Origin of the sequence: Roseivivax sediminis (genome assembly GCF_900112685.1) — a bacterium.
GTDB classification, from domain to species: domain Bacteria; phylum Pseudomonadota; class Alphaproteobacteria; order Rhodobacterales; family Rhodobacteraceae; genus Roseivivax; species Roseivivax sediminis.
Map to the genome: position 1 here is coordinate 149,783 of NZ_FOMS01000006.1, position 12,429 is coordinate 162,211.

Here is a 12,429-nt window from a genome sequence, read left to right on the forward strand (position 1 = left end):
GGATCGACCGACCCTGCTTGATACGCATTCTGATCTTCGCAACACCCATACCGCTATTCGCGGACATCGTCTTCCTCCGGCTTCACACGCTCCCCTATCGCGCCTTCGGATGCTGACGATGGACGTGATCGCCTGTCCAGAACGTGGTTGCCTCACTGCATTGCAATCCGGCAACCTGCTTCATGCCGTCATTGGCATCGTTCGCAGCCAGGCGATCGTACCATCGGACGCTCCTCTGTCGTCCTTCCCCTCAGAGATAGCCGGTCAGTATCGCCACTCCAGCCAAGGCCATGGCTCCACCGCCCGCCTGCAACGCAGCACGTGAGATGCGAGCGCCCACTTGGCTGAAACCGAAGCCGATTCCTACGCCGATAGCGTGCAGAACGGCTGTGGCGAACATGAAGCCCAGAGCATATTCAAGGCCCGATACGCCTGCTGGAATTTCCGCTCCATGCGCATGACCGTGGAAGATCGCGAAGAACCCGACCAGCGCCATCGCCGCCGCCGTCGGCACATGCCACTGCAATGCGACCGCCAGGCCGAGCACGATCACCGAAGCAACGATGCCGAGTTCGACGAACGGCACCGGCGCACCGGCGATGCCGAGCGCTCCGCCCACTGCCATCATCAGCACGAACGTCGCCGGCACCAGCCACAGCGCACGGCCACCGACATAGGCCGCGAACATGCCGACCGCGACCATGGCGAGCACATGATCCAGGCCGCCGATCGGATGGCTGAAGCCATGCATGAAGCCATGCGTATCGCCGACGCCCGTATGGGCGAGCGCAACGCTCGGGACTGCACTTAGCGCAAGCGCGGCGAATCCCGCCGTGAACATTCTGCTCATGTTGTTATCCCTCCAAGTTGGTGCCGTAAGACGATATTGAGAAAACTTCATACCGTCAACAGGGGCGACAAAATAGTTATATATTTCAAATACTTATGTGTATCCTTCCAACAACCAACGCGCTCGCCGCTGTTGAATGCGGCAGCGAACAACAGGCTGCGTCACTACGGTTCGGTTGGGACTTTTCAGTTGGTCAGACGATCTCCCCCCGATGGTCGCGCAACCACTCGTACCAGGCCGCCATGCCGTCGCCGGTGCGGACGGAGAGACTTATCGCCTGGATAGACGGATTGACCTTGCGCGCATTCGCGATCGCGGTATCGACGTCGAAGTCGACGTACGGGAGCAGATCGGTCTTGTTGACGATCATCAGGTCCGCTGCCTGGAACATGTGCGGGTATTTGAGCGGCTTGTCGTCGCCCTCGGCAACGGACAGGACGATGACCTTGGCCCGTTCGCCCAGATCGAACAGCGCAGGACAAACGAGGTTGCCAACATTCTCGATCAGCACCATCGAACCGACCTGCGGCTTCAACTCGTCGAGCCCCCGAGCGATCATGTCGGCTTCCAGATGGCAACCGGCACCCGTATTTATCTGAACGGTCGCTGCTCCCGCGGCGCGGATGCGTTCGCCGTCATTGACGGTCGCCTGGTCGCCCTCGATCACGAAGATGGGCAGTTCGTCCTTGAGGTCGCGGATGGTGCGCTCGAGCAGCGTCGTCTTGCCCGCGCCCGGAGAGCTGACGATGTTCAGCGCAAGGATCTCCCGGCCCTCGAACCAGCCGCGATTGCGCGTGGCGAGTTGGTCGTTCTTGGCCAGTATGCGAGCCTCCAGATCGACCACGCTCGTGGTGTGATCATGGCCACCATGCCCGTGATGGTGGTGATCGTGATGCTCGTGATCGTGCAGTTCGTCGTCGGCGTGATGATGGTCGTGAGAATGGCTATGCCTGTGCTCGTGGACATTGCCGTCGCCGTGATCGTGGGCATGAGAATGCTCGTGCGCGTGACCGTGCTGGTGGCGGTGGTCGTGATGATGCGCATGGGCGTGCACATGATCGTCCGCGTGATTGTCACCGAGCGGCAGCTCCGCGCCGGTCTGAAGGTTCATCATCCGGGCCTCGGCCTTCGATCCGCATCCGCAGGTCACGCACATCAGGCTGCCTCCTCTACTTCCATCTCTCTTATCTTCAGTTCTTCGCCGGCGATCCTCTCGACACGTCGCGAGCCGCAGGCGCAAGCCTGGTACAGGCTGGCGGTCTCGAATTCGCCGCCGCAGTCGCGGCAGCGGCAGCGGCCGGCGATCTCGTTGATATCGAGCCGAGCGCCATGGAGCGCTGTGCCCTTTGCAACCACATCGAAGCAGAACGCCAGCGCATCCGGCATCACTCCCGCCAGCTTCCCGACGTCGATTGCGACGCGCTTCACGCGACGGCCCTTTGCCGCCTCTTCGACGATCGACACTATGTTGCGGGTGATGCTGAGTTCGTGCATCTCGACCTCAACAGATGCGCGGCAATTGTTCGCCGACCAGCATGTCGACGATCCGTCGCCCACCGAAGACGGTCTGCATCGTCACCCTGCCAGCCTCGCCGCGACTGGCGCGGCCGATCAGCGAGGAACCCGCCCCGAGCGGGTGCGCGCGAAGTGCTGCAAGCGCAGCGTCGATCTCCTCGGCAGGCACGGCAACGACAATCTTGCCTTCATTGGCAAGATAGAGCGGGTCGAGCCCGAGAATCTCGCAGAAGCCGCGCACTTCCTCGCGCAGCGGCACTGCCCCCTCGTCGATCTCGATCGAGACGCCGGAGGCTTCGGCAATTTCATTCAGCACCGTGGCGATGCCGCCGCGCGTCGCGTCGCGAATGCAGCGCGTGCCGGGCGCAGCCTCAAGCAGCGCATCGATCAGCCCGTGCAGCGGGGCGCAGTCGCTGAGGATTTCCGACTCGAGCGCGAGATCGCCGCGCGCGGCGAGGATCGCCGCGCCGTGGTCACCGAGCAGGCCGTTGACCAGGATGCCGTCGCCCGGTCGCACCGTATCGATGCCAAGGATCCGGTCAGGCGGGATAACGCCGACGCCGGTCGTTGTGATGAACAGCTTGTCGCAGGCGCCGCGCTGCACCACCTTGGTGTCTCCGGTCACGATGGTGACTCCGGCCTCTGCCGCTGCTTTCGCCATGGAGAGCGCGATGCGCCGCAGTTCGTCGATCTTCATGCCTTCCTCGATCACGACGGCGCAGGAAAGATAGAGAGGCTTTGCACCGCCGACGGCGAGGTCATTCACCGTGCCGAAAACGGCGAGCTTGCCGATATCGCCGCCGGGGAAAGACAACGGGTCTACGACGAAGGAGTCCGTAGTGAAGGCGAGCCGGTCGCCATGGGCGGCGAGAGCGGCAAGATCGAAGCGCGCCTGGTCCTCCAGCGCTTCGGGCGAGCCGGTAGCAAATACGCTGATGAAGACATCGTCGATAAGGTCCTTCATCGCCTTGCCGCCGCCGCCATGGGAAAGCGTCACCGCCGGCACATGGACCTGGCCGAGTCTACGTTTCGGTGGCCGTGGCATGACGTTCATGTCGCAGCCGCCATCGTTTCATCGCGCTGTGGCTTGACGCCGCCATACTGATAGTATGCGGCGCACGCACCCTCCGGCGAAACCATCAGCGCGCCGAGCGGCGTCTCGGGCGTGCAGAGCGTGCCGAACACCTTGCACTGCCACGGTTTCAGCACGCCCTTCAACACCTCGCCGCACTGGCAGGATTTCGGGTCGGCGATCTTCACGTTGGGGATTGCGAACTTTCGCTCGGCATCGAAGCGGGCGTATTCATCGCGCACCTTGACGCCTGAATGATCGATCGAGCCAAGGCCCCGCCATTCGAAGAACTCGCGCAACTCGTAGACCCTGGCGACGGCCGCAAGCGCCGGGTCGTTGCCGGCTTCCGGAACGATGCGCTTGTACTGGTTTTCGATCTCGGCCCTGCCTTCCGAGATCTGCTTCAGGATCATCCAGATCGACTGCAGCACATCGAGCGGCTCGAAGCCCGCTACCACCATCGGCCGCTTGTAGAAGTCGGCGATGAACTCGTAGGGTGCTGTGCCGATCACCATGGAGACGTGCCCGGGCCCGAGAAAGCCGTCGAGATGCAGGTCCGGGCTGTCGAGGATCGCCTTGATCGTCGGCACAATGGTGATGTGATTGCAGAAGACCGAAAAGTTCTCGATGCCGTCGGCCTCAGCCTGCAGCACCGTGAGCGCCGTCGAAGGCATCGTCGTCTCGAAGCCGAGGCCGAAGAAGACCACCTCGCGGTCGGGATTGTTGCGGGCAAGCGCCAGCGCATCCATCGGCGAATAGACCATGCGCACGTCGGCGCCGTCGGCCTTGGCTTGCATAAGACTCTTCTTTGATCCGGGAACGCGCATGGCGTCGCCGAAGGTCGTGAAAATCACCCCGGGCCGCTCGGCGATCGCCACGCAGTCGTCGACGCGGCCCATAGGAAGAACGCAGACCGGACAGCCCGGCCCATGCACCAGTTCGATGGAAGGCGGCAGCATGCCTTCCAACCCGTAGCGGAAGATCGAGTGCGTGTGGCCGCCGCACACTTCCATGATGTTCAGCGGCCGGGTCCTGGTTATCTCGATCTGGTCGGCAAGCGTTTCGATCTCGCGGACCAGCGCCCTGGCCTTGTCACGGTCGCGGAATTCGTCTGCGAATTTCATTGGACCTTCTCCTTGCCGGCCGCGGAGCCCCTTTGGTCCGCGAGCAGTGTGTGCACGAGATCCCAAAGGATGTGGTAGGCTGCAACGTGGCATTCCTGGATGCGGTGGATCGAGGTCGACGGCACAACGAGGCAGTGGTCGACCGCGCCGGACGATTTCATCTTGCCGCCGTCGCCGCCGGTGAGGCCGATGGTGGCGACGCCCATTTCCTTCGCCTTCTGGAAGGCGGCGATCAGGTTCTGCGAGTTGCCGCTGGTCGAAATGCCGATCAGCGCGTCACCCTTCCTGGCATGCGCCACGAGTTGGCGCACGAAGACATGGTCGAAGCCGAGGTCGTTGCCAACCGCCGAGATCATGGCAAGATCGGCGACGAGGTTGGTCGCCGCGAGTGCCGGCCGCCCTGCAGTGACGGGATGCACGAACTCGACTGCCACATGCGAGGCGTCGCAGCTCGATCCGCCGTTGCCCATCGAGAAGAGTTGGCCGTTGCGCCGGTACACATCGGCCAGCGTATGCGCTGCCGCGACAAGTATTTCGGCCTGACCACCGAAGAAGCGCTCGCTGGTCTCGCGCGAGTCGCGCGCCTTCTCGGCGACCGAATGCAGCAGTGCCGCCTCAAGTTTCGCGGGGTCCTGCGCCTTCCCGTGCAGGTACGGATATAACCCTTGAAGAGCGCCTTCTTGGGACATTTTTCGATCCTCCCTAATGTACCGAGCTTTGACGCATCGCCTCTATCTCGGCCTGCGCCTCGCCGAGTTCGGTCAGTATCTTCAGCGTTTGCGCCGCCTCGTGCTCGTCGATGCGGCTCATGGCGAAGCCGACATGCACGAGCACCCAGTCGCCGATGCAGGATTCAACTGGATGCGCCTCATCGACCACGCAGGCGATGTTGATCTGGCGCCGCACGCCGCTGACATCGACCGTCGCGAGTTTCTTCGCCGCGTCATCGATCCTTACGATCCGTCCCGGAATACCGAGGCACATGAGCTTCCTCCCTTTCGCCGGGTCATCCCGGCATCGATAAGATGTGCAGCGGCGACTGCTGCCTGGCCAAGCGAAACACCGCCGTCATTGGCGGGCACCTTAGCGTGGGTAAGGACGTTGAAATCCTTCTGCTCAAGGCGGCGAACCGTCTCCTCGAGCAGGACGCTGTTCTGGAAACAGCCGCCGGAGAGCGCGACCGTGTCGAAACGCGGGCCGGCCTCGTCCTCTCGGCGCGCAAGCTTGAGCGCCATGGCCGCGACTGCCTTCGCCAGTCCCTTGTGGAAGCGGGCGGCCATGACCGGGACGGGCGTCCCGAGGACGAGGTCGCCGAGGATGGCATTCCACATGCCGAGCGGTTCAATATAGGGCAGGCCTGAGCCCTTCAGGTTGGGGATCGTCAGCGGATAGGCGAGTTCGTCACCTTCTTCGACAAGCGTGCGCCGGCAGACGACGGCTTCGAGCCGGATCGCCGCCTCGCCCTCATAGGCCTGGCGCTCAAAGCAGATGCCAAGCGCCCCCGCGACCGCATCGAACAGACGTCCGCAAGACGAGGCTGCCGGCGAATTCACGCCGTTGCGGATCATCGAATCGAGTGTCGGGCGGGGCTTGGCCGACAGCTTGCCGAACAGCTCAAGATCGCCGAAATTCATGGCGAAATGCGCCCAGCCCATCTCGGCCATCAGATGGGCATAGAGATTCCGCCAGGGTTCCCGCGAGGCCTGCGCTCCACCCGGCATGGCGACGGGCTTGAAGGTCCCCAGGCGCTCGTAGCCGCGATAGGATCCCAGCAGGAACTCACCGCCCCAGATCGTCGCGTCCGTCCCCCAACCAAGCCCGTCGAGTACGACGCCCAGTGCTGCGGGCGCGTCAAGCTGCCACCCGTTCTCGGCGAGGCAGGAGGCCATGTGGGCGTGATGATGCTGGACCTCGACCAGCGGGAGGCTGGCGTGCTCTGCACGCTCCCTCGCCATTTTGGCGGACAGGTAGTCCGGATGCATGTCGCAGGCGATAGCCTGCGGCTTGTGGTCGAAGAGAGCCTCAAACAGCGCGAGGTTCCTGCCGTAGTCATCGAACGTGGCTGCGTCCTCGAGGTCGCCCTGATGCTGCGACAGCACCGCACGGCTATCCTTGACGAGACAGAAGGTCGCTTTCAGCTCGGGGCCGAAGGCCAGCACTTCCGGCGCTTCGGCAAAATCCTCCGGCAACGCGATGGAAGCCGGCGCATAGCCGCGCGCACGCCGCAGCACCCGGACCTTCCCGACCATCGACCGCACCACCGAATCATCTACCCGGTTGGCGATCTCACGGTCGTGGACCAGGGCATAGGGCGTGATCGCGCCGAGCGTGCTGGCCGCCTGCGCATCGTCTGTCGCCTGAGGCTCGTCCGACATGTTTCCGCTGGTCATGACCACGGGACGCGCCATGCGACGGAACATCAACACATGAAGCGGCGTCGACGGCAGCATGAACCCGAGCGTCGCAAGCCCTGGCGCGACCGCTTCAGACAGCGTTTCCGGGCCTTGCGCCTGCAGCAGAACGATAGGCGCCGCGGGCGACTTCAGCGCCTTTTCTTCGTCGGGCGAAACGCTGCAGAAGCGACGGATGACCTCGATGTCGCGCGCCATCAGGGCAAAGGGTTTCGCATCGCGGCGCTTCAGCTTTCGCAGGCGCTCCACCGTCTCGGCCTTGGTGGCGTCGCAGGCGAGTTGGTAGCCGCCGAGCGCCTTGACGGCGACGATCTCGCCCTTCTGGACCAGGCTCATCGCCGCGTCGACGTCGTCGAGCATTGAATGCTGCTCGTAGCTGAGGGCGCGGCCATCGAAGCGGATCAGCCGCGCCTTCGGCCCGCAGACATGGCAGGCAATCGGCTCGGCATGGAAGCGCCGGTCGGCGGGATCGCAATATTCGGCGGCGCATTCCTCGCAAAGCGGAAAGGCCACCATGCTGGTCGTCCCGCGATCGTAGGGGACGCCGCGCACGATGGTCAGCCGCGGTCCGCAATGCGTGCAGTTGGTGAAGGGATAGCGGTAGCGGCGGGCGAACGGGTCGAGCACTTCTGCCGCGCAGGCCTCGCAGATTGCGGCATCGGGCGCGATTTCGGTGTGTGTTTCGCCCGACGCGCTTTCGACGATGACGAAGCCTTCGGCGACGGCTCGGCTGAAGGGCTTGACCTCGATCGCCGTGATGTCGGCGAGCGGCGGAGGCTCCGCGCGCAACCTGTCGAGCAACTGCTGGATATCCGAGGCGGTCCCGCGGGCATGGATCAGCACGCCCTCGCCGTCGTTCAGGACCTCGCCATCGATCCGGCACTCATTCGCGTACCGCCAGACGGTCGGCCGGAAGCCAACCCCTTGCACGCGGCCGCGCACGCGAATCTGGACGCTTTCGATCCGCTGGGCGGCCTGCCGGGAAAGTAGCGCGGTCATGGCGCCGCCTCCCACAACAGAACGCGGTTGTTGCCTGTGTCCGCGATGGCAAGGAGATCGCCGCAAGCAGCGACCGCGAAGGGCCAGCACAGGCTGTCGCGTGTCGCGAAGCGCCAGCGATTATCGCCCTTGTCGGCAAAGGCCCTCTGGCCGGCGAGGGCCGTGGCGCCCGCGTCCATACCCAGTTCCTCGACCGGGAAGCCGATCAATCGCGAATTCGCCGTGTCGGCACAGATCAGCATGTCGTCGCGTACCGTGATCCCATAGGGCATTTGCAGGGCCCGCTCGCTGGGATCATAGCCGGCCCGATTGTGGTCGATGTTGCCGAACGACTTCTGGCCAAGCACGACGCTCGCCGGCGCGCCGTCGGCATTGGGCATACCGTTCCAGACCATGATGCGACTATTGCCGGCGTCGGCGACGATGATACGGCCTTCGGTGACAGCTATCGCGTGGGGCCAGCGCATGCCGGACGCACCGGCGGCGGCGCCCGCGTTGTCGTCATGCGTCATCATGTCGGCCTGCCCGAGCACGAGATCGGCCGGCTGGCCGCTGCGGTCGGGCATGGCGTTCCAGACCAGCACGCGGCGGTTCCCTGTATCGGCGACGAACAGGCGGCCGTCGGCGATGGTGACACCGTAGCACCAGTTGAGCGTGTCGGGACCGGCCCGGTCCATGCCACGATTGGCAAGACCGCTTGCGAAATCCCGCTGCCCGAGCACGAGGTCCGCCGGCTTGTTGGAGTGCTCGGGCAGTTCCCGCCAGATCAGCACACGGTGGTTCCAGGCATCGGCCACCGCCAGCACACGGCCGTCCGTGGCGAGGCCGGTCGGCATGTTCAGCGTGGCCGGACCCACTTCGCTTCGAGCATTGCGCCCCTCGGAGAAGAAGTCAGGCTGGCCGATCAGCAGGTCCGCCGGCTGGTTGTCCTCCGTCGGCACGCGGCGCCAAGACAGCAGGCGGTGATGGCCGGTATCTGCGACGAAGAAAGGCCCCTCGGCGCCTGCGAAGGTCACGCCGCGCGGGCCGAACAGCGTCGACGGGCCGGGCGCTATGGAAACCGGCAATCCGTCAGGGGTAACGTGATCGCCGAGAACGACGCGGGCGCCGGCGAGATCGAGCAGCGCGGCGGCCGGCGGCGCCATCGGAGCAGGCCGGCGGAATGCGGCGCTGACCGAGGCGCGCATCATTTGGCGAGCCTCACTTCGACCCGGTTGCCGGTGACCTTCACCATGTGCGCCTGCAGTTGCACCTCCGGCGCGGTCAGGCACTCGCCGGTTGCTAGGTCATACTGGAAGCCGTGCCATGGGCAGGTGATGATGCCATTCTCGACCTCGCCGGCGTCTATCTCCATACCGAGATGCGCACAGGCATTCTGAAAGCAGGATACGATCGCACCCTGGCGCGACAGAATGACATTCTCGCCGCCAACCGTGCGTGTGACGACGTCGCCCTGTGGAATCTCGTCAAGGCGGCAGACCAGGTGCCAGCCGTCCACTGCGCCGAGCGCGAACGGGCTGACGAAACGCACGCTGTCATTGTTGCCGCCGCCGCCGGCACCCTTGAGCTGGAGTATATCTGTGATCTCCGGGCAAGCTTCCTCCACGGCCTTCTTGACGCCACCATGGAAGGTCAGCGCTGAGGCCGGGCAGCCATCGCACGCGCCGGTGAAACGGACTTCGATGACCGGCGGACGCACGGCAACCAGCTCGACGTCGCCGCCATGCGAGGCGAGCATCGGCCGCACGCTGTCCAGCGCCGCTTCGACGCGCTCGCTGAGGCTGGGCTTCAGGATGTTGTGACGTCGTAGCACAGCGTAGACGATCTCGTCGCTCGCCGCCTGCTTCATCGCCTCCAGCGCCGCCGAATCGGCCTTCAGCCCGCGGACGAGCCGGCGGAACGCCTCAGCTTGCAAACTCTCGATGGCAAGGCGATAGGCTTCCACGGCGCCCCGCTGCGTCTCGTCCCAAGAAGCGAAAAGCGCCTCCAGCCGTTCGATGTCGCCGATGAAGCCGGCGAGCGTCTCGCGCTGTGTGGGGACGAAGTCGACCGCGTTCATGGCTTTCTCACCGGTAGCGTAGATCCTTGAAGAGGTAGGGCTGCAGCGCCCCGCCGGCGATTCCGGCGACCGCGGCCGCGCCAGCGACCGGCAGGCCGGCTACTGCGAGCACGACCAGCAGCGCTGCCGTGAACGCTGCACCGATCGCGGTCTGCCGATAAACCTTGGCCGGTTCGGCGAAGAGCTTGCCCTGAAGGAAGAGGACGATAGAGCTTTTTACCATCTCCCACATGGATGCACCTCAGCCGATCAGCGCCAGGAGGATCAGGCCGACAACAATGCCCGCCACGCCACCGACCGGCCCGTAGAAACTACCCATCATGGCGGCCAGCTGGTTGCCGATCGCCTTGCCGCCGGTCGCGATGCCGCCGACGGCTCCGCCGATGCTCGAGGCAATGATGCCTGCTACCAACGCGAGCGCCACGCTTCCTGCCGTCAGTTCAATACCTGTCATCCTTCGATCTCCCTCGTTGCCCGTTTCAGTTGAGATGCAACGGGCTGTTGTCCGCCAGCCCAGGCGACTTTGCCGGTGGCGCGGATAGCAATTCCCGGTCAATCTGCTCACATGCTTCGGCCACCATTCGCGCTTTCTCCGTCTCACCCGCCCGGCCGAAGATTTCGCGACATTCGCGGTAGTACTCTCGTGCCGCAATAAGGTTGGCTCGGTTGCCGCCCTCAGGTTGCGCCGGATCGTCAGGGAGATTCCACAGGCAGTTCGCCTTGTTGGCGATGGTGTTGGCATATTCGAGCGGCATCGTTTCGCGGGTGCGCACCTTGAGCGCTTCGTCATATGCCTCGAGGGCACGCAGATTGTTCTCGATCGCATGACTCGATGAAGCGTATTGCAAGGCGTTGCCGAGATTGTTCTGCAGCATGGCGTACTCGGCCGGGTGGTCGATGAGGTTGACGATCTTTAGCCCTTCCTCGAAGGCCTGCACGGCCAGCGCCTCGCGCATCCTGGCACGGCTGTCTGTGAAGGGCATCGACAGGAACGCCGTCGCAAGGTTGTTCTGCAGGATGGCGAACTCCTTCGGGAACCGCTCCCGGTCGAAGGTGCGCAGCGCCCGCTGGTAGGCCGCAATCGCGTCGGTTATGCGCGCGCGACTCTGGCCGGCCAGATTCTGGATCGCGAGGCCAAGATTCATCTCGGCCTCGGCAAGTTCCTCCGGCCGGCCGAAGTCTATGAAATGAGGAATGGCGCTTTCGAACGCCGCACGCGCCGCCAGCAGCCGGTCAACACCTTCCTCAGGCACCGCCAGCAGCGCCGTGCCCTTGCGCGCGGCGATCCTCGCCGCCAGCAGCCGCTCGTCTGTCGGACACACTTTCAGCGCCTGCTCGTAGAGATCGAGCGCCGCTCCGATCTGATCTAAGCTTTTCGGGCGCTGCTGCAAGCCCATGGCAATCTCCATGAGCATTTCCGCGCGCTCGGCCGGACTTGCGGAATCGTCCTCCGCGGCAGCGAGTGCGGCGCGAACCTCTTCCTCCATGCGAGCGCTTTTCATCCGCGGCTCCTCCCGCTGCATCTCGGTGCAACTCTCCTCTTGGGTTCGACGTTAACAGCTCTTCAGTCGTTGTCAACATAGACGACTAAATGCAGAGTTAGTTTGCAGATAGCGCGTTCTCGACGACCAGCCCTGCCTGTGCCGGGTCCCAGAACGCCGGCAATTCCCGGTCGTCCTCTCCCGCATCCGTCTCATCCCGCAGAAGGTCGGCGGCGTGGACGACGCGATCACCCGCACCATTGCGCTGCTTTAACAGATAGCCGCCGGCAGCCGCATGGCGGACAGGCAGCACAAGCAGGTCGGTGTCGCGCCTCAGCAGGACTACGGCGTCGACCCCGGCGAAATAGCGATCGCAGACTTCCCGTGAGAGATAGAGCGCTCTGCGTCTGATCCGGATCGCCACCTGTCCGTCACTCATGTTCGGCTGCCCTCAGGCGCGCGGCGATCGCGTCCTCAATACGGCCGGCGACTGTCCTGGCGGCTACCGACACGCTCTCGCTCAGTCCAATACCGAAATCCAGGCGAGAGGCCGCGATCAGCAGGACCGTCACATCGCGGGGAAATGCATCGCGGAATATCTGGCGGCCGGCATGAAGCGCCGCGTTCCAGCGGAAATCGTGCAGGTTGAGGCCGGGTTCATGGGGCCGCTCCAGTTCTGCGCCGGGCACCTCGTAGATCGCACCGTCCTCACTGCCGGCGCGGACCGCATCGACTATGATGAGCGAGGTACAGCCCCTTGCAGCGAACATGACCGACATGCCGTCCGTGCCCGCGTCGAGCAACTTGACGTGAGGTCCAACCAGGCCGCGGGTCTTGAGCAAGCGTATGACCTCAGGACCGGCTCCGTCATCCTGCCGGACGGGGTTGCCGCAGCCGACAACGGCGATCATCGCGAAG

General features: G+C 64.2%; 15 protein-coding genes. All 15 read right to left on the reverse strand.

Annotated features, from left to right (window positions below):
- Positions 1-250 precede the first annotated feature (250 nt).
- Complete coding sequence (locus tag F3H57_RS11070) at positions 251-850, reverse strand: HupE/UreJ family protein (RefSeq protein ID WP_149755976.1); 600 nt, start codon at positions 848-850, stop codon at positions 251-253.
- 193 nt (positions 851-1,043) lie between these two features.
- Positions 1,044-1,964, reverse strand: a complete 921-nt coding sequence (hypB, locus tag F3H57_RS11075) for a hydrogenase nickel incorporation protein HypB (protein WP_262504509.1) — start codon at positions 1,962-1,964, stop codon at positions 1,044-1,046.
- 41 nt (positions 1,965-2,005) lie between these two features.
- Positions 2,006-2,344 carry a hydrogenase maturation nickel metallochaperone HypA gene (hypA, locus tag F3H57_RS11080; protein ID WP_149755978.1) on the reverse strand — a complete coding sequence of 113 codons (339 nt, stop codon included), beginning with the start codon at positions 2,342-2,344 and terminating at the stop codon, positions 2,006-2,008.
- A 7-nt stretch (positions 2,345-2,351) separates the two neighbouring features.
- Entirely contained in the window at positions 2,352-3,419 is a 1,068-nt protein-coding gene (hypE, locus tag F3H57_RS11085; RefSeq protein WP_149755979.1) for a hydrogenase expression/formation protein HypE, read from the reverse strand.
- Positions 3,416-4,561 carry a hydrogenase formation protein HypD gene (hypD, locus tag F3H57_RS11090; protein WP_149755980.1) on the reverse strand — a complete coding sequence of 382 codons (1,146 nt, stop codon included), beginning with the start codon at positions 4,559-4,561 and terminating at the stop codon, positions 3,416-3,418. The genes hypE and hypD overlap by 4 nt, the downstream gene beginning before the upstream one ends.
- A complete protein-coding gene (locus F3H57_RS11095) occupies positions 4,558-5,250 on the reverse strand; it encodes a D-sedoheptulose-7-phosphate isomerase (protein WP_149755981.1) in 693 nt (230 codons plus the stop codon). The genes hypD and F3H57_RS11095 overlap by 4 nt, the downstream gene beginning before the upstream one ends.
- Before the next feature lie 13 nt (positions 5,251-5,263).
- Entirely contained in the window at positions 5,264-5,545 is a 282-nt protein-coding gene (locus F3H57_RS11100; RefSeq protein WP_149755982.1) for a HypC/HybG/HupF family hydrogenase formation chaperone, read from the reverse strand.
- Positions 5,515-7,971: a carbamoyltransferase HypF gene (gene hypF / locus F3H57_RS11105; RefSeq protein WP_149755983.1), complete on the reverse strand. Its 2,457-nt coding sequence runs from the start codon at positions 7,969-7,971 to the stop codon at positions 5,515-5,517. Before hypF ends, F3H57_RS11100 begins: the two co-directional genes overlap by 31 nt.
- On the reverse strand, positions 7,968-9,161 hold the full coding sequence (locus tag F3H57_RS11110; protein WP_149755984.1) for an NHL repeat-containing protein: 1,194 nt from the start codon (positions 9,159-9,161) through the stop codon (positions 7,968-7,970). The genes hypF and F3H57_RS11110 overlap by 4 nt, the downstream gene beginning before the upstream one ends.
- Complete coding sequence (locus tag F3H57_RS11115) at positions 9,158-10,030, reverse strand: NifU family protein (protein WP_149755985.1); 873 nt, start codon at positions 10,028-10,030, stop codon at positions 9,158-9,160. Before F3H57_RS11115 ends, F3H57_RS11110 begins: the two co-directional genes overlap by 4 nt.
- Before the next feature lie 7 nt (positions 10,031-10,037).
- A complete protein-coding gene (locus tag F3H57_RS11120; RefSeq protein ID WP_149755986.1) occupies positions 10,038-10,262 on the reverse strand; it encodes a hypothetical protein in 225 nt (74 codons plus the stop codon).
- 9 nt (positions 10,263-10,271) lie between these two features.
- Positions 10,272-10,484, reverse strand: coding sequence for a hypothetical protein (locus F3H57_RS11125; protein WP_149755987.1), 213 nt, complete (start codon positions 10,482-10,484; stop codon positions 10,272-10,274).
- 25 nt (positions 10,485-10,509) lie between these two features.
- Positions 10,510-11,532, reverse strand: coding sequence for a tetratricopeptide repeat protein (locus tag F3H57_RS11130; protein WP_149755988.1), 1,023 nt, complete (start codon positions 11,530-11,532; stop codon positions 10,510-10,512).
- A 97-nt stretch (positions 11,533-11,629) separates the two neighbouring features.
- Positions 11,630-11,950 (reverse strand): hypothetical protein, encoded by a 321-nt coding sequence (locus F3H57_RS11135; RefSeq protein WP_149755989.1) that lies wholly within the window; start codon positions 11,948-11,950, stop codon positions 11,630-11,632.
- Positions 11,943-12,422 carry a hydrogenase maturation protease gene (locus F3H57_RS11140; RefSeq protein ID WP_149755990.1) on the reverse strand — a complete coding sequence of 160 codons (480 nt, stop codon included), beginning with the start codon at positions 12,420-12,422 and terminating at the stop codon, positions 11,943-11,945. Before F3H57_RS11140 ends, F3H57_RS11135 begins: the two co-directional genes overlap by 8 nt.
- Positions 12,423-12,429: the final 7 nt, after the last annotated feature.